The sequence below is a fragment of the Armatimonadota bacterium genome (assembly GCA_018268395.1).
GTDB lineage: Bacteria > Armatimonadota > Fimbriimonadia > Fimbriimonadales > Fimbriimonadaceae > JAEURO01.
Map to the genome: position 1 here is coordinate 949,217 of JAFDWQ010000001.1, position 23,099 is coordinate 972,315.

At 64.8% G+C, this 23,099-nt stretch carries 20 protein-coding genes; 12 read left to right on the forward strand and 8 right to left on the reverse strand.

Annotated elements, in window-relative coordinates:
* Positions 1 to 23: 23 nt before the first annotated feature.
* Genes JST30_04375 through JST30_04390 form a run of 4 tightly spaced genes read left to right on the forward strand, consistent with a single transcriptional unit; the run spans position 24 to position 3,454 of the window.
* Positions 24 to 839, forward strand: a complete 816-nt coding sequence (locus tag JST30_04375) for a zinc ribbon domain-containing protein (protein MBS1713553.1) — start codon at positions 24 to 26, stop codon at positions 837 to 839.
* A gap of 57 nt (positions 840 to 896) precedes the next feature.
* Positions 897 to 1,640 carry a YebC/PmpR family DNA-binding transcriptional regulator gene (locus JST30_04380; protein MBS1713554.1) on the forward strand — a complete coding sequence of 248 codons (744 nt, stop codon included), beginning with the start codon at positions 897 to 899 and terminating at the stop codon, positions 1,638 to 1,640.
* Positions 1,641 to 1,676: 36 nt separating this feature from the next.
* The gene (locus JST30_04385; protein ID MBS1713555.1) at positions 1,677 to 2,771 is read left to right on the forward strand and encodes a rhomboid family intramembrane serine protease; all 1,095 of its coding nucleotides are present in this window, start codon (positions 1,677 to 1,679) and stop codon (positions 2,769 to 2,771) included.
* On the forward strand, positions 2,768 to 3,454 hold the full coding sequence (locus JST30_04390; GenBank protein MBS1713556.1) for a lysophospholipid acyltransferase family protein: 687 nt from the start codon (positions 2,768 to 2,770) through the stop codon (positions 3,452 to 3,454). Before JST30_04385 ends, JST30_04390 begins: the two co-directional genes overlap by 4 nt.
* Here JST30_04390 and JST30_04395 read toward each other — a convergent pair.
* The gene (locus JST30_04395; protein MBS1713557.1) at positions 3,451 to 3,900 is read right to left on the reverse strand and encodes a RecX family transcriptional regulator; all 450 of its coding nucleotides are present in this window, start codon (positions 3,898 to 3,900) and stop codon (positions 3,451 to 3,453) included. The two genes, JST30_04390 and JST30_04395, sit on opposite strands and share 4 nt — an antisense overlap.
* Positions 3,897 to 4,919 (reverse strand): recombinase RecA, encoded by a 1,023-nt coding sequence (recA, locus tag JST30_04400; GenBank protein ID MBS1713558.1) that lies wholly within the window; start codon positions 4,917 to 4,919, stop codon positions 3,897 to 3,899. Before recA ends, JST30_04395 begins: the two co-directional genes overlap by 4 nt.
* A gap of 142 nt (positions 4,920 to 5,061) precedes the next feature.
* On the opposite strand from recA, the gene JST30_04405 reads away from it, so the two are divergent.
* On the forward strand, positions 5,062 to 7,506 hold the full coding sequence (locus JST30_04405) for an extracellular solute-binding protein (protein ID MBS1713559.1): 2,445 nt from the start codon (positions 5,062 to 5,064) through the stop codon (positions 7,504 to 7,506).
* A gap of 9 nt (positions 7,507 to 7,515) precedes the next feature.
* Here the strand turns inward: JST30_04405 and JST30_04410 are convergent, their stop codons facing one another.
* Entirely contained in the window at positions 7,516 to 7,812 is a 297-nt protein-coding gene (locus JST30_04410) for a hypothetical protein (protein ID MBS1713560.1), read from the reverse strand.
* Positions 7,813 to 7,854: 42 nt separating this feature from the next.
* Here JST30_04410 and priA point away from each other — a divergent pair, with 42 nt between their 5' ends.
* The 3 genes from priA (at position 7,855) to alaS (ending at position 14,343) form a co-directional block, all read left to right on the forward strand.
* Complete coding sequence (priA, locus tag JST30_04415; protein MBS1713561.1) at positions 7,855 to 10,257, forward strand: primosomal protein N'; 2,403 nt, start codon at positions 7,855 to 7,857, stop codon at positions 10,255 to 10,257.
* A gap of 337 nt (positions 10,258 to 10,594) precedes the next feature.
* On the forward strand, positions 10,595 to 11,020 hold the full coding sequence (locus JST30_04420; GenBank protein MBS1713562.1) for a DUF559 domain-containing protein: 426 nt from the start codon (positions 10,595 to 10,597) through the stop codon (positions 11,018 to 11,020).
* A gap of 479 nt (positions 11,021 to 11,499) precedes the next feature.
* A complete protein-coding gene (gene alaS, locus JST30_04425; GenBank protein ID MBS1713563.1) occupies positions 11,500 to 14,343 on the forward strand; it encodes an alanine--tRNA ligase in 2,844 nt (947 codons plus the stop codon).
* On the opposite strand, the gene JST30_04430 is transcribed toward alaS, so the two are convergent.
* Positions 14,318 to 14,941, reverse strand: a complete 624-nt coding sequence (locus JST30_04430) for a PEP-CTERM sorting domain-containing protein (protein ID MBS1713564.1) — start codon at positions 14,939 to 14,941, stop codon at positions 14,318 to 14,320. The genes alaS and JST30_04430 overlap by 26 nt on opposite strands.
* A gap of 88 nt (positions 14,942 to 15,029) precedes the next feature.
* The gene (locus tag JST30_04435; GenBank protein ID MBS1713565.1) at positions 15,030 to 16,616 is read right to left on the reverse strand and encodes an MHS family MFS transporter; all 1,587 of its coding nucleotides are present in this window, start codon (positions 16,614 to 16,616) and stop codon (positions 15,030 to 15,032) included.
* Positions 16,617 to 16,710: 94 nt separating this feature from the next.
* On the opposite strand from JST30_04435, the gene JST30_04440 reads away from it, so the two are divergent.
* Entirely contained in the window at positions 16,711 to 17,502 is a 792-nt protein-coding gene (locus JST30_04440; protein MBS1713566.1) for an ABC transporter permease, read from the forward strand.
* 111 nt (positions 17,503 to 17,613) lie between these two features.
* On the opposite strand, the gene JST30_04445 is transcribed toward JST30_04440, so the two are convergent.
* The gene (locus JST30_04445; protein MBS1713567.1) at positions 17,614 to 18,081 is read right to left on the reverse strand and encodes a 2TM domain-containing protein; all 468 of its coding nucleotides are present in this window, start codon (positions 18,079 to 18,081) and stop codon (positions 17,614 to 17,616) included.
* A 120-nt stretch (positions 18,082 to 18,201) separates the two neighbouring features.
* Between JST30_04445 and JST30_04450 the strand changes: the two genes are divergently transcribed.
* The 3 genes from JST30_04450 to JST30_04460 are packed head-to-tail and all read left to right on the forward strand — an operon-like array spanning position 18,202 to position 20,634.
* On the forward strand, positions 18,202 to 19,182 hold the full coding sequence (locus tag JST30_04450) for an FAD-dependent oxidoreductase (GenBank protein ID MBS1713568.1): 981 nt from the start codon (positions 18,202 to 18,204) through the stop codon (positions 19,180 to 19,182).
* Complete coding sequence (locus tag JST30_04455) at positions 19,179 to 19,808, forward strand: hypothetical protein (protein MBS1713569.1); 630 nt, start codon at positions 19,179 to 19,181, stop codon at positions 19,806 to 19,808. The genes JST30_04450 and JST30_04455 overlap by 4 nt, the downstream gene beginning before the upstream one ends.
* Positions 19,809 to 19,818: 10 nt before the next feature.
* Positions 19,819 to 20,634, forward strand: a complete 816-nt coding sequence (locus JST30_04460; protein MBS1713570.1) for a 4-hydroxy-tetrahydrodipicolinate reductase — start codon at positions 19,819 to 19,821, stop codon at positions 20,632 to 20,634.
* Here JST30_04460 and JST30_04465 read toward each other — a convergent pair whose 3' ends face one another.
* On the reverse strand, positions 20,635 to 21,243 hold the full coding sequence (locus JST30_04465) for a pyridoxamine 5'-phosphate oxidase family protein (GenBank protein MBS1713571.1): 609 nt from the start codon (positions 21,241 to 21,243) through the stop codon (positions 20,635 to 20,637). It abuts the gene before it with no gap.
* A gap of 86 nt (positions 21,244 to 21,329) precedes the next feature.
* Positions 21,330 to 23,084 (reverse strand): hypothetical protein, encoded by a 1,755-nt coding sequence (locus JST30_04470; GenBank protein MBS1713572.1) that lies wholly within the window; start codon positions 23,082 to 23,084, stop codon positions 21,330 to 21,332.
* Positions 23,085 to 23,099: the final 15 nt, after the last annotated feature.

The window sequence follows — 23,099 nt, forward strand, 5'->3', positions numbered from 1 at the left end:
CGATCGCGTCCTGGAAGGCGTCGATGCCTGACACCGCCAACTTCTTCGTTTCGCTGGCGCTGATCCCCGTCATGGGCTTTGCGGCGGTTTGGATCGTCTCACGGATGGTCCAAGGTGACCTTGGCGTCGCACCCGGACTCGGGGGGCTTTGCGTCTTGGTCGCCCTCATGATGATCGCCGTCCTCGTCCCGGAACAGCGGATGACGGCACCGGTCTTCCTGGTGACCGTCGTGACGATGGCCTTCTTCCCGTTCGCCGAGACCTATCTGGAACGGATCGGACTCGACAGTGCGGAGACGGACAGGCTGGACCGGGCCCACCGAGAGCTCGCCGTCAGGCCAGAGAACGTCCCCGCGCGTTTCGATCTGGCCCGTGCGCTCTACGACCGTGGCCTTTCCGGCCATGCGATCGCCTTGGCCGAAGACGCTCTGAACGGCCTGTCGGCCCACATGGACCCCTTGACGAACCGGTCTCAAAGGGACCTCTTCGTCAACGAGGACATCATGGTGAAGAAGTGGCGCCGCGACCTCAAAGACCCGCGGGCCTTCGATCCTGTCAAGTGTCCGGACTGCGGCGCTCAAAACCCTCCAGGACACCTGGCGTGTGCGAAATGTAAGGGGCCCTACCTTCTGACGCTCGCCCGAAAGGCGGACCGCCAGGGACGGATCATCGGCAGGCTCCTGACCGGATGGTCGCTGACGGCCGCACTGCTCGTCGGGTGCGCATGGATCGGGGTCTCCGTGAAGTGGCCGGACAACGCGGGCTTCATCGCGGCCCTGATCGCGGCGATCGGCGGCGTCATGACTTGGCTGTTCCGTCCACGGACCCTCCGCGGCTAAGCGACCGTGCCTTGGGCCGTCCTCGTTTGAACCTGAACAAGGCATAATAACGGCAAAATGGCAGGCCATTCTAAGTGGAAGAACATCCGGCTGCGCAAGGGCAAGCAGGATGCGATCCGAGGCAAGCTCTTTACGAAGCTGGCCCGTGAGATCATCGTCGCAGCCCGAATGGGCGGCGGCGACCCGGACACGAACGCGCGGCTACGGTTGGCCGTCGAAAAGGCGAAAGAGAACTCGGTCCCCAAGGACAACATCGAGCGGGCGATCGCCAAAGGCTCTGGCGGCGGTGAAGGGACCAACTACGAAGAGATCCTCTACGAGGGTGTCGGTCCGGGAGGGGTCGCGTTCATGGTCGAGGTCTACAGCGACAACCGGAACCGGACGGTCGGCGAACTTCGCCACGCGTTCACGAAGGGTGGTGGTGCCCTCGGCGAGAACGGCAGCCAAGCGTGGCAGTTCAAACACTGCGGTCAGATCGTCGTCGAGAAGTCCGACACGGACGAGGAGACTTTGACGATGGCCGCTCTCGACGCCGGTGCCGAGGACGTCGTCGCGGACGAGGAGACGTTCACCGTCACGACGCCGATCGCCAATCTGCACGCCTGTAACGATGCGCTCAAGTCGGCCGGGATCCCGACCCACGACGTGGGACTGACGCGGATGCCGACGAACTTCGCGACCCCGGACGCTGACGATCTTCGCAGAGTGGTCCGGCTCATCGAGGCGCTCGAAGATCTGGACGACGTCCGGGAGACGTTCGTGAACGTCGACATCCCCGAGGAGATCTTCGCCGACGCCTGAGGTCGGATCGGCCGTGGGCGAACCGGGGTGGGACATATGAGCGCGACCGCAGAACCTGTCGGCCGTGTCGGGACGCCTTGGGTGACCCTGATCCTGATCGGGCTCAACTTCGTCGTCTCCCTCCTCGCCACGCTCGATCCGAACCTTCGTCTGGAACTTGCATTCGAGCCCGGCCGGCCCAGCCTCTTCACGGCTTTGGCGAGCCTCTTCCTTCACGCCAACACGCTCCACCTCCTCGGCAACATGGTGTTCCTCGCAGCGGTCGGCCCGAGGGTCGAGTCCGTGGCCGGCCGGACAGCGTACGGCTTGATCTACGTCATCGGCGGTGCAGCAGGCGTGCTGGCCCATTGGGTGGTCTCCCGCGCGGTCGGCGGGACGCCTTTGATGGGCGCCAGCGGGGCGATCGCGTCGTGCGCCGGCTATTGTGCGGTGCGGTTCATGAGCAGGCGGGTGCCTCTCGCCCCCAAACTCAGCGTGACCGTCGGCACCGTCACCCTGGTCTGGGTCGCCCTTCAAGCGATCGGGGCGTTCGTGAAGGTCGGCGAACAGCACAGCGGTGGGCCGGCGTTCTGGACCCATCTTGTCGGATTCGGTGCCGGCCTCCTCCTCAGCCTGCTGTTCAGGGCCCCGCAGCAAGCCCGGCGTCAGTTCGGCCACGACGTCCTGGAGCAAATGACCGAACGGGGCCCGGCCGCCCTCGCCCAGGCGGCCGAACGCCACCTCGCCGAACATCCGGACGATACGAAAGCCTTGAACGACCTGGCCTCGGCCGCCAACCAAATGGGCGACCGTGAGCAAGAGTCGGGCGCCCTTCTCCGGTTGCTCGACCTCTTGCCGACCCCTTCCCAACCGAACGTCCTCGAACGCCTGGAAGCCTGCGGCGCCTTGGGGGCGCTCCCGGCCGTCCGACGTCTCAAACTGGCGGAGACGCACAAAGCGACCCGCCCCGACGTCTCCAAGCGGCTGTCGTACAGCATCGACGAATCGGATCCGCTCCGTCCTGAAGCTCTGCTGGCTCTGGCGACGTTGGAAGAGGGCGAAGGTCGGGACGCGGTGACCGCCGAACTCCGCGAACGGTTCGCTTTGCACCCGGCGACCGAGATCGCGAGGCAAAAGGGGCTGCTCCGATGACGTTAAAACAGCGCTGGAGGAACGTCCGTCCTTACATCCTGGCGCCGTTGATCTACTTGATCGCCAGGTCGTTGAACCTGACATGGAGGATCCGGGTCGAAGGGTTCGACCGGATCGCCAAGCTTCCGGGCGGGGCCATCTACGCCGGTTGGCACGGGCGCACCATGGTCGCGGCCAGCTTCTTCCGCAAGAAGGGCGTTTGGACGATCATCAGTCAGAGCAAAGACGGAGACATGCAGGACACGATCTTCCGGAAGTTCGGCTTCAATACGATCCGTGGATCGACAGGCAGGGGCGGGGTCAAGGCCGCGATCGAGTCCATCGAGGTCCTCAAGAAAGGGGCGGTGATGGCGTTTACGCCCGACGGTCCCCGCGGTCCGAGCGGGATCGTCCAGGGCGGCATCATGCTGATGGCGAAGAAGTCCGGGGCTTGGTTGGTACCTGTCGGCGTTTCGGCCGACCGGCGGTGGCTGGTCAAGACTTGGGACCGTTACATGGTGCCGAAATGGTTCGCACGGTGCACGATGGTCTTCGGGGAGCCCTTCCAGATCCCTTCGGACGCCAGCGAACAGGAGGTCGAGGCCTACCGGCTCAGGCTGGAACAGGAGATGCACCGGCTTCAGGACGAAGCCGAAGCCAAGATGGGGCACGGCAGTGCCGAGGCCGCAGCAGCGACGACTTAAAACTCCGTATCCGGAAACGCCTCGGCAAGGGCCGCCCTCGTCGCTTCCTCCCCAAAACCTTTGGACGTCAAAGACCGCGCAGCCTTTCTCGGATCGGAGAAGCGTTTCGTGCGGAGCCAGGCTTTGGCGGCTTCCGATTCGTCCGCTTCGGAGTACGCGGTCATGGCTCGGTCCAGCACCGCTTCGTCGACCCCGCGCCGCTCCAGCTTGGCCGCGACCTTGAGCCGGCCGTCGAATCTCTGCGACTTGGCGAGTTCGGCCTCCCGGTCGGCGAGCCGCTCGTCCATCACGAACTTCTTAGACTTGCAGTAAGCCACGATCCGTTCGAGTTCGGCCTCTTCGACGCCCTTCTTGGCCAAGAACGACCGTAGCTCCGCTTCCGACTTTTCGCTAGCCGCGAGGTATCGAAGGGCCGGGCCCAAGGCGGGGTCTGGACCGGCGCTCACTCTTCGATCGCGGCAACGGCCGTGGCCGGTTCCGGCTTGGCCAATAGCTTGGCCCGGATCTTGGATTCCAGTTCGGCCCTCACTTCGGCGTTCGTGTCAAGGTACTCCCTGGCGTTGTCCCGACCCTGCCCCAGCCGGACCTCGCCGTAGTTGTAGTACGTACCGGCCTTGGTGATGTGGCCCAGTTCGACGGCTTGGTCGAGGACTTCGCCCGACTTGCTGATGCCGTGTCCGAAGATCACGTCGAATTCGGCCTGCCGGAAGGGCGGGGCGACTTTGTTCTTCACGACCTTCACCTTCGTCCTGGCGCCATAGGCTTCCGTGCCGTTCTTCAAGAACTCGCCGCGCCGGACTTCCAACCGGACGGAGGCCCAGAATTTCAGGGCCCGTCCGCCAGGGGTCGTCTCGGGGTTGCCGAACATGACGCCGATCTTCTCGCGGATCTGGTTGATGAAGATCGCGGACGTCTTGGTCTTGTTGAGGGAGCCGCCCAACTTTCGAAGGGCTTGGGACATCATCCTCGCTTGAAGGCCGACGTGACTGTCGCCCATGTCGCCTTCGATCTCGCTCTTGGGGACGAGGGCGGCGACCGAGTCGAGGACGACGATGTCCATCGCCCCGGAACTGATCATGGCGTCCATGATCTGGAGCGCCTCTTCGCCCGTGGTCGGTTGGGCGACGTAGAGTCGGTCCACGTCGACGCCAAGGGTCTTCGCGTACTCCGTGTCGAGCGCGTGCTCCGCGTCCACGAACAAGGCCATGCCGCCGGACTTCTGGGCTTCGGCCACACAGTGAAGGGCCAGCGTCGTCTTGCCGCTCGACTCCCCTCCGTAGATCTCCGTGATCCTGCCGCGGGGGAGGCCACCGACGCCAAGGGCGATGTCGAGGCTGAGCGAACCCGTAGAAACGGCGTCCACCTGCTCCGTCGTCCCTTCTCCGAGCCGCATGATCGTGCCTTTGCCAAAGCTCTTCTCGATCTGCTGGAGCGCCAGCTCCAAGGCCCTTTCCCGATCCGTCATGCCGTTTTTCTCCGTGGTCGCCATCGTCTGCCTCGTCCGGAAACAGTAGACATCAATTTACCATAGGTTGGTTGACGAATCAAGGCCTTGTCGTGTGAAACCGGGATACGGGCCCTTCCTTTAAGGGAGGGCGCTTCCGTTCGTGCGGCGGCCCCTCGTCTTTGGCGTAGACTCGGGCCGCCTGAAAAACCTGCTCGCACTCGCACTGGCGCTGACGGGCTTGACCGCGACCGCGCAACAGACCGTCATCCGCATGATGGCGGGGCCTGCGTTCGGCATTCCCCCGAAGGACGACCCGAACCCGCGCAACCTCACCCGCAGGGCGGTTTTCGACGAGTTCCACCGTCAGAACCCGGACGTCCGCGTCGTCAACGCGGGCGGTCTGGAAATGGTCGGAGACCAGGCCGAGGTCAATTTCCTGATGTCGATGGCGGGCGATACCGCACCCGACGTGTTCTACGTCAACTTCCGACAGTACTTCAACTACATCGACCAAGGCTTCTGCCGCCCCCTCGACGACCTCCTCGACGCCGATCCGGACTCGAAACGGCGCGTGCTCCCCGAGGTCGAAAAGGTCTTGCGCCACTACGACGGACGCATGTACGCGATGCCGTTCTATCAGGTCGCCCAAGCGCTGTACTACCGCAAGGACCATTTTCGGGAAGCCGGGCTCGATCCGAACGAACCGCCCCAAGACTGGGAGCAGTTCCTCGCTTACGGACGCAAACTGACCGAGCGCGGCGGAAGGAACGGATTCGTCTTCGAACAGGGACTCGGCGGGAAGGGTTACTGGTGGACGAACTTCGTCTGGCAAGCGGGCGGCGAGGTCCTCCAGCCCGCCGACCGCGGCTATTCCCGAGCGGTCGTCGGTTCGCCTGAAGCGGCGAAAGCCCTGGACTTCTATCGCAGGCTGGTCCGAGAAACGTGGACCGGGGCGGACGGCAAGACGTACGGTCCGGTCGCATCGATCTCGAGCGATTGGAGCCGGGACGTCCGCGAGGGCCGGATCAGCATGTGGTTCGCGTACACGAACGACGTGCTTCTGAGCATCAGTGACCTACCGCCCTCCCAGATCGGCGTCGCGGCCCTTCCCGCCGGGCCCGCAGGACGGGCCAACGAGATCAACTCCGGCATGTGGGCGGTCAGTTCACAGGTCAAGGATCCGAAGAAGATCGAAGCCTGCTGGAGGTTCATCAAATTCTTCGTCAGCCAAGAAGCCGCCCGCGTCCAGACCGAAAAACTCGTCGAACTGGGACTCGGCAGTCTCGTCAACCCGGTGCTTTTGAAAAAGTTCGGGCACAGCGACATCGCTGAGGCCATCGATCCTGGTTATGTCGAAGCGAACGTCGAAGTCTGGAAGACAGGTCATCCGGAGCCGTACGGACGGAACTCGCAGCAGGTCTACGAGTTCTTGGACCTCGCCCTCGACCGGGCGAAACTGCAGGACACGCCTTCCCTTCAAATCCTAAAAGACGTCGAAGCCGAGATGAACAAGCGGCTGCTCGGCTATATCGAGCCGCAGGAACTCGCGGCCAAGAGACAGACTGTTGCGATATCGATAGGTTTTATCGGAATTATTGGATTGATCCTCGGAATTACGGCGCTCCGAAAGGCACGGCGCACGTTGGCGGTCTACGAAGACAGGCTACCGGCGGGGTCGGACCGGAAACGTGTGCTCCGGTTTGTCGCCGCTTGCCTGTTGCCCGCCGGTCTCAGCATGCTCGTATGGGCGTACTATCCCTTGCTCGCGGGCCTTGTCATCGGCTTCCAGGACTACAGGATCGTTCAAGGCACGAAGTGGGTCGGGCTTGACAACTTCGTCTCCGTCTTGACGCAACCCGTCTTCTACCACGCGGTGCTCAACTCGTTCCTGTACGTACTGCTGACGATCGGAATCGGCTTCCTCTTACCGGTCGCATTGGCCGTCGCCCTGAACGAGATCACGCGGTTCCAACTTCTGTTCCGGACGCTCTTCTATCTTCCGGCCATGACGAGCGGCGTCGTGATCTCCTTCCTCTGGCGGCAGATCTATGACAAAAAGCCAGAGGGCCTCCTGAACCAACTTGTGGCTCCCTTCGCGCCCGCTTTGAACCCCGTGCTCGACGCGTTCCACGGCCCTCATTTGACGGCGGCCAACGACTGGCTGGGCGATCCCAAGCTCGCCCTCCTCGCCGTCGTGATCCCGGGGATCTGGGCCGGTGCAGGGCCAGGCTCGATCCTCTATCTCGCCGCCCTCAAGAACATCCCCGACGAACGCTACGAAGCCGCCGATCTCGACGGAGCCTCGTGGGTCCAGAAGCTATGGAGGATCACGATGCCGGGGCTCAAGCCTCTCATGCTCATCAACCTGCTCGGCGTGTTCATCGGCGGATTTAAAGCGATGGACAACGTGTTCATCTTGACCAAGGGCGGACCGCTCTACGCGACGCACACCATCGGCCTCGAAGTCTGGAAGAACGCGTTCATGTACCTCAAGTTCGGGTACGCGACCGCTGCCGCTTGGGTCATGGGCGCGATCCTGATCGGCTTCACCGTCACGCAGATCCGGTACCTGACGCGCCTGCGTTTCGGGACGGCGAAGGTCTGACGGGTCCGGTCAGTGCCGACCGTGCTCGAGCGGCCATCGTTCGCATTCGACGAGGACAGGCGGCGGAACGCCCTTGACGGGAGCCGGAACGTCCGGGCCGTTGGGATCTTGCCCCCAACCCCGCTCGGCCTCGAGCCATAGCCAACGTGCCCGCAACGTCGACGCCACCCCGAACCTCTCGTCCACGAACGTGAACGCCCTGTCCCGGTAGATCCGACCGACGACGAAGAACAGGTCCAGCATGGGGACAAGCCCGAGGGCCTGACGAAGATCGTCCATTTCCGCGAGGTACTCCTGACGGGTCACCCGCCCAGGATACTGTGCCATTCTCTGGGGATCGACACGTTCTTGGTCGCCGACGTCGGGCTCGACGCGAAGAGCGCCGGATCGCAAGCCGTCTACACCTATTTGGCGGGCCAGTCGCCTGTCCCCGTGCCCGGCGAAGCGTACTTCGTTCCGCTCGGTCCCCGGCGCGCCATCGGCTACGTGCTCGCCGTCCGCGAAGCCGATGAACGATCGCTCGGGTTCGCACCGTCCCGCCTGAGGCCGTTAGGAGCGCGTGTCGAGGGCCTGGCCTTGCCGTCCCAGACCCTCGACCTTGTCCGGGAAGTCGCCCGGCAGACCTTGAGCCCGATGTCCGTCGCCTTGACGGTCGCCGTGCCTCCTTCGGTGCGGGAAAGGCTGGTGACGACGTGGCGGGCGGTCGACCCGCGCCCGACATGCGACGAACCCTTGACCACCGCCCAACAGGAAGCTTTGCGCGTCCTCAAGGACCACGGTGGACTCACGGACAGCAAAGCCGCCCCTCTGGCCGACGGGGCGAAGAGTTCGTTGCGGGCCCTGGAGCGCCGGGGTCTCGCCGTCCAGTCCGTCGAATTAAGCCGGCGACGGGAAGACAACCGGCTCACCGGGCATTTCCGGTTGACGGCAGACCAGGCCAAAGTCGAAACGTTCCTGACCGGTCCGGGCAAAAGACGCCCCGCACAGACGGTCACCCTGATGAGGCTCCAAGGGTCTGAGTCCGCGAGTTTCAGCGTGCAAGAGATCAAGAGCTTGGGCGGAGTCACCGACCAGACGATCAAAGCTCTGGTCCAAGCCGGTCTGCTCGAAGAAGAGTCCGGATCCCCGTCCGGCCTCAAGGCCCCACCACGACCGAACGACCACCAGCAGGCCGCCATCGATGCGATCGGGCGACCGCTCCGCGAAGGACGCCACGAGGAGTTCCTGCTCTTCGGCGTGACCGGCTCGGGAAAGACCGAGGTCTACCTCCGTTGCGCCGCCGAGGCCCTCAAGCGCGGCAGGCAAGTGCTGTACCTTGTCCCCGAGATCGCCCTCACCGCCCAAGTCATCGCCCAACTCCGCGAGCGGTTCGGCGACCAGGTCGCCGTCGTCCACTCGAACATGACCCCCGCCGAGCGCCTCGACAGTTGGCTCAAGGTGAAGAACGGCGAGTGCCCGGTCGTGCTCGGGCCCCGGTCCGCCGTCTTCGCCCCGCTCACCAACGTCGGACTGATCGTGGTCGACGAGGAACACGAGTCGAGCTACAAACAGGAGAACGCCCCCCGCTACCAGACCAAAGCGCTCGCGTCGTACCTGGGCCGACTCTCGGGCTGCCCGGTCGTCTACGGGTCGGCCACGCCGAGCATCGAGTCGTTCTTCGCGGCCGAGCGGGGCGACACGACCCTGTTGCGCCTCCCTTCCCGGGCCGCCGAGGCCGTCCTCCCCACCGTCGAGGTGGTCGATCTGGCCCAGCTCTACCGCGAAAGAAGGCCGTCCGTGCTGTCGCCGCAACTCGACGACAAAGTCCGCGAAGCCTTGGCTCGCCAGGAACAAGCGATCCTCTTCTTGAACCGCCGCGCCTACTCGCCGTTCCTCATCTGCAGGGATTGCGGCCACCGGTTCATGTGCCCCCACTGTGCGGTCTCCCTGGCCTTCCACCGCCGCGACCGCAAGATGCGCTGCCACCAGTGCGGACACCAGGAGGACGTGACCGAGACGTGCCCCGAGTGCGGCGGAACACGGGTCGCGCCGTTCGGGACAGGGACCGAAAAGGTCGAAGAGACGGTCCAGGCCCTGTTCCCCGACGCCAAGGTCAGCCGTCTCGACCGGGACGTCGCCCGCAAGAAGGGCGCGCTCGAAGAGACCATCGCCGCCTTCCGGAGCCGGACGAACGACATCCTCGTCGGGACGCAGATGGTGGCCAAAGGGCTCGACTTCCCCAACGTCACGGTCGTAGGGGTCGTCGCCGCGGACGTGTCGCTGAACGTTCCCGACTTCCGCGCGGGCGAGCGCACCTTCCAACTCCTGTCCCAGGTCGCGGGGCGGGCGGGCCGAGGGACGTCGCCGGGGACGGTCGTCATCCAGACCTTGAGCCCGACCAACGAGGCCGTGCTCTGCGCGCGCGACCACGAATACGAAGGCTTCTACCGGAGCGAACTCGAGCAACGGCGCGAAGCCGGCTATCCGCCGTTCAAGCGGCTCGTCAACGTGCTCGTGACGGGCGAGAACCGCCAGGACGTCGTCGGGCTCGCGGCCGTCGCGGGACAACGCCTCCGCCTTGCGCTGGCAGGAGTGGAGGTGCTCGGGCCGGTCGACTGCCCGATCGAGCGGCTCCAGAACCTCTGGCGCCGCCACATCCTCGTCAAGATGGAACCCGGCTCCGACCCCGGCCCGGTCCGTGACGCGCTGGAAGGGCTGAAAGCGTCGAAGGCGCGGCTGGTGATCGACGTCGACCCGGCGTCGTTGGTGTGAACCTCGGCCTCTCGCCCCCTCCGTCCCGCCGGAGCGGTCCACCTCCCCCGAGTGCGGCACGGACCATCCGCGTTCAGGGGAGGACCTTCTTCGCTTCTCTGACGAGAAGGTCGCCGTGAGAAGCCGATCAGACTCCGCGCCATCGCCTGACCCGCTCCGACCCCCTCCGTCTGCGGGCACGGACATCCCGCAGCCACCTCCCCCGAGTGCGGCACGGACCATCCGCGATCAGGGGAGGATCTCACGCCCACGAGGTCCTCCCCTGATTCCGCGATGATCGTGCGCGGCATCGGGGGAGGTGGACCGCTCCGGCGGGACGGAGGGGGTAAACAGCCGCATGCCGAAACCCCGCGTGCGGTCGGCGAAGACGGTCGGGAAAGGCCGGCGGCTCCGCGCCGACATGAGCCTGCCCGAGGTCTTGCTCTGGCAGGAGCTCCAAAAGAAGCAGTGGGGCCGCAAGTTTCGGAGGCAGCACCGCCACGACCCCTACGTCCTCGATTTCTTCTGCGCCGAGGTCGGGCTCGACGTCGAGATCGACAGCGCCTGGCACGACGGCCGCGCGGCGCAAGACGAGGCGCGGGACGAGCACCTCCTGTCGCTCGGCCTGTGCGTGCTGCGGATCCCGGCGGAAGACGTCCTCGACAGCCCGGAAGCCTGCGCGTCCTGGATCGCCGACGCCTGCGACGAAGTCTCCACGTGGCGGGCGCTCGGCAGACCGGCCGGCTTCAGGTCGGAACAACGCGTGAGACGTCCGTCTCGTTGACCCGCCCGCGCCTCAAACCTGCAAGACTGCGTGTACTGTCTACATGATCGCGTGTCAATGCTGCAGGACCGCGTGTCAACCCTGCAAGACCGCGTGTCAAGCGAGCAAGATTGTGTGTCAATCCTGCAAGACCGCGTGTCAACGCTGCATGACCGCGTGTCAAGCGAGCAAGATTGTGTGTCAATCCTACATGTCCGTGTGTCCGGTCACAGGACGGAGGCTCCTGCAGACCTGACACACGCTCCTGTCGACTTGACACGGAACCTTGTCAAAAGGACAGGAAGAACCGTACGTCGGACATGTCCCCTGTCAAGGCCGACGACCGGCCTTGTGCCCTTGACGACCGCACAAGCAGGATCGACACGCCCGTTAGACGGATGGACGAACACGGGGTGCAACCGGTCTTGCCCCTTGGTCCGCCGGCCCCACGATGACGTTTCCCGTAGCCGGAACCGGCTTCCCGGTACCCTTGCGCCTGGATGACGGTCCGCGAGCTGAGGCAAAAGTATCTGGGGTTCTTCGAATCGAAGGGGCACACGCCCTTTCCGAGCGGCTCCCTCGTGCCCGTCGACGTGACCGGGCGTCTCGACGAATCCTTGCTCTTCAACGGCGCGGGGATGGTGCAGTTCAAGCCCTACTTCCGGGGCATCGCCGAGCCGCCGAACAAGCGCCTCGCGACCGCCCAGAAGTGCCTGCGCACGGGCGACATTGACGAGGTCGGCGACCTCTCCCATCTGACCTTCTTCGAGATGATGGGCAACTTTTCCTTCGGCGACTATTTCAAGCAGGGCGCGATCGACCTCTCGTGGGAGTTCATCACCTCGCCGCAGTGGCTCGCCCTCGACCCGGTGCGGCTGTCGGTGACGGTGTTCGAGGAGGACGACGAGGCCTTCGCCTGCTGGTCGCGGCACTTCGGATCGGTCGGGATCGACCCGGCGACGCGCGTCTTCCGGCTTGGCGAAGAGACGAACTACTGGCCCGCGGGGGCGTTTTCGAGCGGCCCGCCCGGCCCCTGCGGCCCGAACACGGAGATGTTCTACTGGGTCTCGGACGACCCCGTCCCGCCGACCGTGGTCTCGGCCGACGGCACGGGCTATAGCCGCGAGGACTGGATCCGGGACGACGCCGAGAAGCGCTGGCTGGAGTTCTGGAACGACGTCTTCATCCAGTACGAGTGGCAGGGCCTGCCTGTGCCGGAGGGCGGTTACACCAAGACGGGGATGCCCGATCTGCCCTTCCAGTCCGTCGACACGGGCATGGGGCTGGAGCGTTCGGCGGCGGTCTTAGGGCTGAAGTCGAGCGTCTACGACACCGACGTCTTCCGACCGCTGTTCCGCGCGATCGCCTCCTGCGGGCGGGGCACGGCGTACGGGTCGGACGAGACGACGGACCGCGCGATGCGGATCATCGCCGACCACCTCCGCGCCGCGAGCTTCTGCATCGCCGACGGGATCCTGCCTTCGAACACGGGCCGCGGCTACGTGCTGCGCCGTTTGATCCGTCGCGCGGTCTTGAAAGGCCAGCGGGTGCTCGGTTTCGACGAGCTGTTCGCGCACAAGGTGCTCGACGGGATCATCGACGCGATGGGCGACCACTACCAGGAGCTGCACTTCCGCCGGGACGTGATCGCGGAGACGCTGAAGAACGAGGAGTCGCAGTTCCGCCGCACGCTCCAGGCGGGGTCCGAGATCTTGGCGACGCACTTGCGGGACTGGGACGAGGGTTCGAAGCGTCCGGGCGAGACGTTGGACGGCGAGGTCGTCTTCCGGCTCTACGACACGTACGGTTTCCCGCTCGAGGTCACTCAGGAGATCTGCGCGGAGAAGGGCGTGGCGGTCGACATGGCGGGCTATAAGCGCGCTCTGGCCGAGGCGCAGGAGCGGTCGCGCGCGGCCGACGAACGCGAGACGGTCTATGGCGGCGTGGTGCAGTTGTTCGTCTTCGAGACCGACGACGGCAAGCCGACGCCGACGGCTTTCAGGGGCTATGAGACGACGTCGGCCAAGAGCCTGATCGTGGGCGCCTTGCCCGACGTGGACGAGGACGGCGTCGCGACGGGCCCGGTCGTGATCGCGCTCGACGAGTCACCGTTCTATGCGGAAAGCGGCGGTCAGGTGAGCGATACCGGGACTCTTTCGGTCTTGTCTCCGGGCGCCGGGTCGTCGGTGCTCCGGGTCGTCGACGTCACCAAGCAGGACGGCGTCATCGTGCACCTCGTCGAACCCGACGCGCCGCTCGGGCACGAAGGCAAACCCCAGTCCGAGGCCGCGCAAGTGCTGCAGGAACAGTTGTTCCGGCAAGCGGTGGACGCCGAGGTCGACGCGGACAGGCGTCGGGCGGTCACGCGCAACCACACGGCCACGCACCTGCTCCACGCTGCGCTGCGCCAAGTGCTGGGGGGCCACGTGACGCAAGCGGGTTCGCTCGTCGGGCCCGACCACCTACGGTTCGACTTCACGCACGGCAAAGCGATGACGCCTGAAGAGACGGCGCGGGTCGAGCGGATCGTGAACGAGGAAGTGTTGAAGGCGCAACCCGTGACGGTCTACACCGACGTGCCGATCGACGAGGCCCGCAAGATGGGGGCGATGGCGCTCTTCGGTGAGAAGTACGGCGAACATGTCCGCGTCGTGCAGATCGGAGGCATGGGCCCTTCCGAGCCGAGCTGGTCGCGCGAACTCTGCGGGGGGATCCACGTCCGGAACACGGGCGAGATCGGCCTCTTCAAGATCCTGCACGAAGCGAGCGCGGCGAGCGGCGTGCGCCGCATCGAGGCGGTCACCGGGTTGGGCGCCTACGACTGGGCTCTCGGACAAGAGGCCTTGCTCGGCGAGGCCGCCGAGCGGTTGAAGTCCAACCCCAAGGAGATCGTGGGGGCGATCGACCGCACTCTCGATTCTTTGCGCGAGGAACGCAAGAAGCGCGAACGGTTGGCCCAGCAGGGGACCGGCGGCCAGCAGTCGAGCGAACAGATCGGCCCGGTGACGCTCGTCGTCGAGAAGCTCCGCGACGCTGATCCGAAGGACGCCCAGGCGCGGGCGGACCGGATCGTCGAACAAGGCCCGGACAGGGTCGCACTGATCGCCAACGCCACCGACGGCAAGTTGCTGTTCGCGGTCAAATGCGGCGAGGCTGCCGTCAAGTCCGGAGCCCATGCCGGGAACATCGTTAAGGCCGTCGCGACCGCGGCCGGGGGCGGCGGCGGCGGGCGCCCGGACTTCGCCACGGCCGGCGGGAAGAACCCCGCCGGCCTGGATGCGGCCCTGTCCGCGGGCCGCGACACGTTAGTGGGCCAGGTCAGCGGACCGGGCGGCGCTTCCTAAGGAAAGCGGCGAGCCCGGTTCCCAGGGCGACGAGCGTGACGGGTTCGGGCACGACGTCGACGGCGGCGTTCTCGTGATCCGGCGCAAAGTCGGAGATCTGGTTGTTGTTGCCCGTCCCGACGCGCGGCCACAGGTTCCACGTGTACTTGTCGAACGCGAGCCCCTGGTTCGGCAGCTCGGACTTGGCCACTCTCGCGGTCAAGGTCGCGCCCGAAACGGTGACGGTCCCGGCACCGAAGTTCGTCGACCCTCCTTCGAAGATCCGCGTCACCGTCAACGTGGTGTCGGGCCGCATGACGACCACCGAGTCGAAGAGGATGTTCTCGGTACCGGGAATGGACGGTGAGAACCGTGCGGTGCCTTGACCACGGTCGAAACCCCAGACGTAAAGGGCACCTGTCGTCGATCCGATGACGCCGGCCATCGTCGCGCTGAAGACGTAGTCCGAACCGTCATAGCCGACCGTCGCAGAGACGACGTCGACGTCCGCGTTCGGCGGTCCGGTATAGGTCGAAATAAAGTCGCCGACGGCGTCGTTGACGGCGAAGGCCGACGAGGCGGCACAAGAGAACAGGGCGATCAGCAGAGGTGTCTTCATTCCAAGTCATCCCGCCGGCCCGACGGATCGTCGGGTCGACAGACCCCCGTAATGGTCCGGGGGTGACGGAAGTTTCAACCGGAGCGCTTTAGTCGCTCAGACGGACGTCGCGCTTGTCGGGCAAGAACAGGGCCCCGACGACGACGGTCAAGGCTGCGACCGCCATCGGATAGTAAAGCCCCGCGGTACGGACGTGGGTGGCCGCGACGATCGCCGTACTGATCAACGGGACAAGGCCCCCGAAGACGCCGTTGCCCAGATGGTAGGGCAAGGACATCGAGGAATAGCGCACTTTGGTCGGGAACATCTCGACGAGGAGGGCGGCCATGGGGCCGTAGACCATCGTGACCAACGCCACGAGCACGAAGACAAGGCCGAGGACGGCCATCGTGCTTCCGGTGTTCAGCTTGATGTCGGCGAACTCCACGACCGACTTCTTGAGCGACCGGCCGTCGGGACTGATGACGTCTTTATGGACTTCGGTCGCGGTCGTCCCGTCCGTGAACGAAACGCCGAACTTCGTCTCCGTCACGGAGTCGCCTGGCAGGATCCCGAGTTTCGTGTCGGCCTTCTTCGCAACGGTCGTCTTCGGCGTCGAAGGGGTCGATCGGGACTGTAAGGTCTTCGCCTTGACGTCGGCACATCCGGAGACGGCCTGGAAGACAGGGACGTACAGCAAGACCGCGAGCAGACACCCGGCGAGGAGGATGGACTTGCGCCCGATCTTGTCGGACAACGCCCCGAACACCACGAACAACGGCGTCGCCAGGACGAGCGCCGACGCCACGATAGTATTGGCAAGGACTTGCTCGATCTTGAGTTCGGTTTGGAGGAAGTAGAGGGCGTAGAACTGTCCCGTGTACCAGACGACCCCTTGCCCGGCGACGGCGCCGAAGAGGGCTATGGTGACGAGTTTCAAGTTCTGGGGATCGGCGAAACTGTCGCGCCAGGGGTTCTTCGACTGCTTGCCGGCGGCCTTCATCTCGACGAACACGGGCGACTCCTGCATCTTGCGCCGGACGACGTACGAGAACACGACCAGGACGCTCGAAAGCCAGAACGGGACGCGCCAACCCCAGGCTTCGAACGCTTCCTTTCCGAGCGTCATCCGGCCGCCGACGATGACGATGATCGACACCAGTAGCCCGAGCGTCGCCGTCGTTTGAATGTAGCTCGTGAAGTAACCGCGCCTATGGTCGGGCGAGTGTTCGGCGACATAGGTGGCGGCGCCGCCGTATTCTCCGCCTAGAGCCAGACCTTGGGTCATCCGGAGCAAGAGGACGAGGACCGGTGCGGCGATGCCGATCTGGGCGTATCCGGGGACGCACCCGATCGCGAACGTGGCGAGGCCCATCATCACGAGCGTCACCATGAAGGCGTGCTTGCGGCCCACGAGGTCTCCGACCCTGCCGAAGACCAGGGCGCCGAACGGCCGGACGATGAAGCCGGTCGCAAAAATCGCGAGGGTCGACAGGAGGCCCGTGGTGGGGTCGGTCTCCGGGAAGAACTGCGTCGCGATGATCGTCGCCAGACTTCCGAAGATGTAGAAGTCGTACCACTCGATCAACGTTCCCGCACTGGAAGCGGCGATGACCGTCCAGAGCTTGGCGCGCTCGACGAACGTTCGTTCAGAGGCGGTCGTCGCCGAAGCGTCCGGTTCCCGGGTCTCGGTCATTGCGGCGCAGTGTAACACGAGTCCTCGGTCTTCGGCGAGAGTGGTGCCGACGGTCGAGCCCCATCCTGACGACGACGGCCGGTATCCTGACCGGGTGGCGACGACGGACGGACGGGGATTCGGGTGGCCGTTGAAAGCCGTCGTCGAACCCCTTGCGTTCGTCGGCGAATGCACGCTCCTGGTCTTGGACATGGTCCGGCGAATCGTGCGCCGTCCGTTTGAGATCGGCGAGACCGTGAACCAAATGGCGTTCATCGGGGTCGCCAGCGTCCCGATCGTCGCTCTGACGACCTTTGCAAGCGGGGCCGTCCTCAGCCTTTACTCGGCCGAGCTGCTCGTCCGATACGGTGCGAGCAACCTCGCCGGAGCGGCCATCGGTCTGGCCGTCACCCGTGAGATCGCGCCCGTCTTAGCCGGCATCATGGTCGCGGCGAGGGCCGGGTCGGCGATGGCCGCCCAAATCGCCTCGATGGCCGTGACGGAGCAGATCGACGCCCTCCGTTCGTTGAACGTCCATCCGACGAACTATCTCGTGATCCCGCGGATCGTGGCCTGCGTCACGATGCTGCCCGTCCTCTGCCTGATCGGGATCTACAGCGGCGTCCTTGGCGGAGAGATCGTGTCCGTGTACCGCGGAGGGGTGCCTATGGGCTCGTTCTGGAACTCGGTGCGACAGTTCGTCGAGCCGACCGACTTCACGAACGGGATGCTGAAAACGGTCGTGTTCGGCCTCGTGGTCGCGGTCGTCGCGTGCCAGCAAGGACTGCGCACCAAGGAAGGGGCGGTCGGTGTCGGCCGAGCGACCACGAACACGGTCGTCGCCAGCATGGTCTTGATCTACGTCGCTAACTACTTCCTGACGGCCCTGATGTTTTCCGGAAGATAGGACGGCCCCCCGAAGGAGGCCGTGGATTGTGGGTCGGCGGCGACGAACCGCCGTACGAACCTATTGCGGCCGACGTTAAGGAACGTGACACGGCCTAGGACGTTCCGGGAATCAAGACTCCTTCGACTTTTTCGTCCGCTTCTTCCGCCACCGCTGGAACTCCTTTTCTTCGTCCGGGCCATGGACGAACACGCTCAGCGCATGGAGGGCCACGGCGATCCCCCATCCGGCGATCGGCCACATCGCCCAGTTGAGGGCACCGTTGCGAAGGTCGATCCAGAGCAGGAAAGCGTTGACGATCGCATAGACGCCGGCGTGCTGAAGAAGCTCGGCGACCTTCATCTTCCTGAACGCCGACCGGTCGCCAGACTCCAGTTCACGCGCGGATTCGGACCGGCGTTTCGCGGCCCACTCCCGTTCGGCCTCGGCCAAGGCTTCCGGGCTGATGCCCAGTTCGTCGGCGCTCTGGGCCAGCCTCTCCCTGAGCGAACCCGTGTCCGAGCCCGTCTGACGTACGGCCAGCCGCAAAATCTCTTCGACGTCCTCCTCGCTTTGAAGGTGTTCGAAGTTCTCGCTCATCTGTCGGGGCATTGTAATCGAAGCCGGGTCGGTGCGCAAAACGGTCCGCACTCCGTCAAGGGTCATAAAGACCGTTACCTGTTCCAGCACATAGAGGTTGCGAAAGGTAAAACCGGTGCGATGGGCCCACGTATCGCGGTGGTCGGAGCCGGTCTTGCCGGTCTGGCGGCTGCGCGGTCGTTGAAAGCGGGAGGTGCCTCGCCCGTCGTCTTCGAGTCGGCTTCCGAAATCGGCGGACGTTGCCGCAGCGAGACCATCGAAGGATTTACGTTCGACTACGGGGCGACGAGCGTGGCCCCGTTGGGCCGCGACCTTGGCCGCGTCATGCTCGAAGAGCTCCCAAAGGACGACCTCGTCGCGATCCCCCAACCCGTCATGGCCCATAACGGGTTCCGGGTCCAAACATCGGGGGTCACTGCGGCGAGGACGCCCCGGTACACCTACGCTCCTGGGATCGGTCGGCTCCCTCAGTTGCTGGCAGCAGGACTCGACGTCGTGACAGACCGGTCCGTGGCTTCGATCGATCCGAACGGCAAGGACGGCTATACGGTCGACGGCGAGCCTTTCGACGCGGTCGTCGTCTCGGTGCCGCTCCCGATCGCGGCATCGATCGTGTCTCCCGAGGGCAACCGCTTCGCTCTTTGCCGCTATCGTTCTTGCCTCTCGGTCATGTTAGGGTTCCAGAAGGCATTCGAGCCGCCTTATCACGCCCTCGTCGGGCCGGACCAGACCCATCCGCTGGCCTGGCTCAGCGTCGAATCGACCAAGTCGGCGCAACGGGCGCCTGCGGGATGTTCGTCGTTCGTCGCCCAAATGGGTTCCGAATACAGCAGACGCCGGTTCGACGCGGACGACGAGACCATCCTGGAAGAAACACTTGGCGATGTGAGCCGTCTTCTCGGAAGGGACTTCGCCGATCCCGTGGTCTCGAAAGTGGTCAGGTACAAGTACAGTCATCCGGAGACGGTCACGGCGTTCGAAACGGTCAATAGTCCGATGAGCCGGCTCGTGATCGCGGGTGACGGCATCGGAGGAAGCCGCACCGAGCTGGCGTTCGAATCCGGGGTACGGGCGGCGCGTCTCCTCTTGGACAATTTATGAGACACCTAGCCTTGTTCACGGTCTGCCTTGCACCAAGCGCGTTCGCCGGTGACGTCAAGCTCTCCATTACGGGACCGGACGGTCTGAAGGGCACCGCGACGATGACGAACAAGCTCCTCGAAGACGGCAACAAGCTCGTCCGTCTGACCATGAAACTCAAGTACGAGAACGGGGAGTCGGTGGACGTCATCCAGGAGTCGTCGTACTCGGCCGACGGCGAGCCGAAGCGGATGCTCCAGACCTACAAAGGGACGTCGCGCAAAACGTCGGTCGTCGTCACGTTCGACCCCGACGGAGCGCAGGTCGTCAGCGACAACGGATCCGGCCCGAAGACCAACAAGGTCGTCCGTCCGCAGGGGTCCGTCGCGAACACGGCCGAGTTCTGGTTCCTGCGCGACCGGCCCAAGGTCGGCCAAAGCGTCGAGTTCTACGCCTTCCGCGTCAGCGAACAGGCCTGGGCCAAAACGAAGGCGAAGTTCGAAGGCAAGCGCGAGATCGTCGTCGGCGGCAAGAAAGTGTCGGCGAACGTCGTCTCGATGGGCGAATCGAAGGCGTTCTATGACGAAGCCGGTGACCTCTACCGCTTCGAGATCGGCAAGATGACCTTCGAACGGACTGCCGAGTAGACTCGCGCCCATGAGCGTCATCAAGGTCGCCGTCGCCGGCGCAGCGGGCCGCATGGGCCAAGAGAGCCTCCGCACGTTCGGCAATTCCCCAGAGTTCGAGGTCGTCGCCGCGATCGACAAGGCCCATGTCGGCGAGTCCGCGTCGGACTTCGCGGGCGCCCCGGCCCCCGACGTCGCCGTGACGGCCCGGCTAGGCGAAACCCTCGACGCTTCGCGGCCAGACGTTTTGCTCGACCTGACCCACCCGTCCTGCGCGGCCGACAACACGTTGACCGCCCTCAAACGGAACATCGCGGTGGTCATCGGCACGAGCGGACTCGGGAACGACAACCTGTCCGCGATCCGATCGGCCTGCCGCGAGTACGAGACCCCGGCGCTGCTCGTCCCGAACTTCGCCGTCGGCGCGGTCTTGATGATGCGGTTCGCCGAAATCGCCGCCCCATGGCTTCCTAGCGCCGAGGTCATCGAATTCCATCACGACGGCAAGGCCGACTCTCCCTCCGGCACGGCGACGAGGACGGCCGAGATCATTTCGGCCGCGCGCGAATCGGAACCGCGAGGGGTCGTCGGGTCGATCGAGAAGTACCCGGGCGCAAGGGGCGCGACAGTCAAAGGCGTCCATGTCCATTCCGTCCGGTTACCGGGACTGGTCGCGCACCAAGAGGTCGTGTTCGGCGGTACCGGCGAACTTCTGACGGTCCGGCACGATTCGCTGAACCGCACATCGTTCATGGAAGGCGTGAAGCTGGCGTGCCGCGAAGTCCGGTCGCTCAGCGGACTCGTGATCGGGCTCGACAAACTGATGTTCCGCTCTCGCGAACCGTAATCAGTCGGGGCGTTCGGGATCGAGGGCAGGGTCTCCCGACGGTAGCACGTCGCACGCCCAATCCCGGCGCTTCCAGTCTGCGGCAGGCGTCAGCGCTCCTGGACGAGGAACGTGTCGCGCAGGCTCCACGATCTCCATTTTCGGAATGTACCGTTTGCAGTTCGGGAACGCCTTTCCGACGCGGACGACGACACCGAGCTTGGCCCCGTGGCACGCGTCGACAAGCGGCCCCTCGTACACGATTTCGGCCCTCCCTTCGACCCGAAAGCGCGTCTGGGCTTGAAAGTCGACGAACAGGAGGTGCACGCGCGGCTCACGGACGATGTTGCCCAGGCCGAGGAACATCCCGTTACCGTCGAACTCCGGCCAAAAGAGGGTGCTCGGGTCCAAGACGCGGACGAACCCTGGGTCGCCGCCACGGAACGTGCACGATGGCCCACCGTCCGGCCCGACCGTGGCCAGGAAGAACATCGGAAGCCGTTCGATCAACCTCTTGTCTTCCTCGTCGAGAACGGACTGGACCGTTTTCTCGACGATCCGGTCGGCAAGGCGACGGGAATCGAAGCGGTCTTGCAGTTCCCTTTGGCCCGGATGATAAAAGTCGTCCATCCTGACCAAGAACCATACCTATGAGTCCAGAAACGGCGAGGCGGAGCCTTCAGGCTCCGCCGTCGCCAAGAGAGGCGTTCCGAGGGCTAGGGGCTCAACCGCCACGTCGCGCGGTCGAAGCGGACGCACCATAGGTTCGTCGCCGTCGGGCCGGTCGCTTTGACGCGCACCCGGGACTTCACGCGTCCCGTACCCGCCTCGATCTGGGTCGCTGGGTCACAGACCACCAGGGCGTTCGATTCGGCCAATCCGAGCGGCGTCGTGACCGCCCGCTCGAACAGGCCCGTCGTCCAATTGAAGACCTCGGTTTCGGCGGACAAGTTCGGCGTGCTGCCTTTGGCGATTACGCCGAAAGTTAACGATCCCGACGGGAAGGCGCTCGGCACGGTCGCTTCGAACTCGACGTTCACGGGCGGGGTCGACGCGTTCGGCACGATGAACTTGCAGACTTCGAAGAAGTCGTTATCGTCGGCCTGGAGGGAGGCCAGGTTTCCAGAGTTCTGCCGACCGCGTTTGACTGACGCCGTGTCCGGGGCGAGGTCCATGTACGGCTGGAGGCGGAAGACGTGGCTCTCGGCAAGTCCCGCCAGGTTCATAAAGCCGTGGACGATGACGCCGCCGTGAGGCATCGCGACGATTCCCGACGGAATGTCGAAGTTGCCGACGCCCGTGTCAAAGGTCCACTGGTAGAGTTCGACGCCGCTCGGCGACAACGAGTTGACGAGCCAGTCGGCTCCAGGCTTGCCGAGGACTTCGATGTGCGAGAACGACGTGATCGTCCCGTCCGGTCCGACCGCCAAGTGGTCCATGAGGTTCCGACCTACGTTAGGGGTCGGGACGAACTGCGACCAGACGAGCGCGCCCGCCGGCGTCAGACGGTAGTACTTCGACCGGAACGGAGCGTCGTCGTCCGATCCGGCGAACGCGATGTCCCCGCCCGGCATCTCGGCGGCCGCCGTGAAATCGAGCAAAGGTTCGTCGAAGTTCCATTGGAACACGCCCGCGGGATCGAACTTGGCGATCCTGCCGACCGAAGTCAGCGCCGCCGCCGCCCGGACGTACGTGAGGTAGGTGGCCCCGGTCGTCGCATGGAAGACCTTCGGATCCCGGTCGGTGATCGCCGGATCACCGATCGTCTTCGAGTAAATCGGCACTCCTAACGGATCGAGCCGGTCGAGACCGATGTCGATCTGACCACCGTTGTCCACCGTACCGCCGACCAGGACCTGACCCGTGACGTCGACGTCGATCGACCGTGCGCTTTGATCGATCACTGCGGCTGGATTACCGAAGTTGTAGAGCCAGTCCGTGTTCAGCGCAGGGTCCAGTTTCACGACGACGGGCTGGTCCGGAGACAGCCCGTGACCGCAGAAAAGGACGTTGCCGCCGACGCCGACCTTCATGTCCCCGACTTGGTCGTTGGGGAATTCGTTGACGACACGGTCGTTGACCATGGCGCCGGTCGGCGACAGGACGACGAACCAATAATCGCTGACCGTGACGTTCCCCGTCACTTCGCAAGCAAGGTAGACGTCCCCGGTCGGGCTGAGCGCGGCTTTGACCGGAAAGACGTCCCCCGCAGCTCCCGGCTTCGGATAGGTCACGGTCCACACGACGTTCCCGTTAGGATCGATACGGACCGCCCAGAGGTCATGGTCGGTCACCAGTTTGTTGCCGACGATGACGATGTCGCCGTTCGGCATTTTCACCGAGTCGTACACCTTGGCGTCGGAAGTCGTGTTACTGAGCTTCCAAACGACGTCCGCCTGGCCCAACGGGGCGGCGGAAGCTCCTGTCGACAGTGCCGCCGCTATAGCGGACAGCAAAAGCAAGCGTTTCATTTTCATGTTCCCACG

Excerpts from the sequence above, each read along its gene's own strand:
- JST30_04450 (MBS1713568.1), top strand. The coding sequence starts at position 18,202 with ATGGGCCCACGTATCGCGGTGGTCGGAGCCGGTCTTGCCGGTCTGGCG.
- JST30_04375 (MBS1713553.1), top strand. The coding sequence starts at position 24 with ATGCCTGACACCGCCAACTTCTTCGTTTCGCTGGCGCTGATCCCCGTC.
- JST30_04385 (MBS1713555.1), top strand. The coding sequence starts at position 1,677 with ATGAGCGCGACCGCAGAACCTGTCGGCCGTGTCGGGACGCCTTGGGTG.
- alaS (MBS1713563.1), top strand. The coding sequence starts at position 11,500 with ATGACGGTCCGCGAGCTGAGGCAAAAGTATCTGGGGTTCTTCGAATCG.
- JST30_04460 (MBS1713570.1), top strand. The coding sequence starts at position 19,819 with ATGAGCGTCATCAAGGTCGCCGTCGCCGGCGCAGCGGGCCGCATGGGC.
- JST30_04420 (MBS1713562.1), top strand. The coding sequence starts at position 10,595 with ATGCCGAAACCCCGCGTGCGGTCGGCGAAGACGGTCGGGAAAGGCCGG.
- JST30_04465 (MBS1713571.1), bottom strand. The coding sequence starts at position 21,243 with ATGGACGACTTTTATCATCCGGGCCAAAGGGAACTGCAAGACCGCTTC.
- JST30_04435 (MBS1713565.1), bottom strand. The coding sequence starts at position 16,616 with ATGACCGAGACCCGGGAACCGGACGCTTCGGCGACGACCGCCTCTGAA.
- JST30_04455 (MBS1713569.1), top strand. The coding sequence starts at position 19,179 with ATGAGACACCTAGCCTTGTTCACGGTCTGCCTTGCACCAAGCGCGTTC.
- JST30_04445 (MBS1713567.1), bottom strand. The coding sequence starts at position 18,081 with ATGAGCGAGAACTTCGAACACCTTCAAAGCGAGGAGGACGTCGAAGAG.
- JST30_04390 (MBS1713556.1), top strand. The coding sequence starts at position 2,768 with ATGACGTTAAAACAGCGCTGGAGGAACGTCCGTCCTTACATCCTGGCG.
- JST30_04430 (MBS1713564.1), bottom strand. The coding sequence starts at position 14,941 with ATGAAGACACCTCTGCTGATCGCCCTGTTCTCTTGTGCCGCCTCGTCG.
- JST30_04470 (MBS1713572.1), bottom strand. The coding sequence starts at position 23,084 with ATGAAACGCTTGCTTTTGCTGTCCGCTATAGCGGCGGCACTGTCGACA.
- JST30_04380 (MBS1713554.1), top strand. The coding sequence starts at position 897 with ATGGCAGGCCATTCTAAGTGGAAGAACATCCGGCTGCGCAAGGGCAAG.
- recA (MBS1713558.1), bottom strand. The coding sequence starts at position 4,919 with ATGACGGATCGGGAAAGGGCCTTGGAGCTGGCGCTCCAGCAGATCGAG.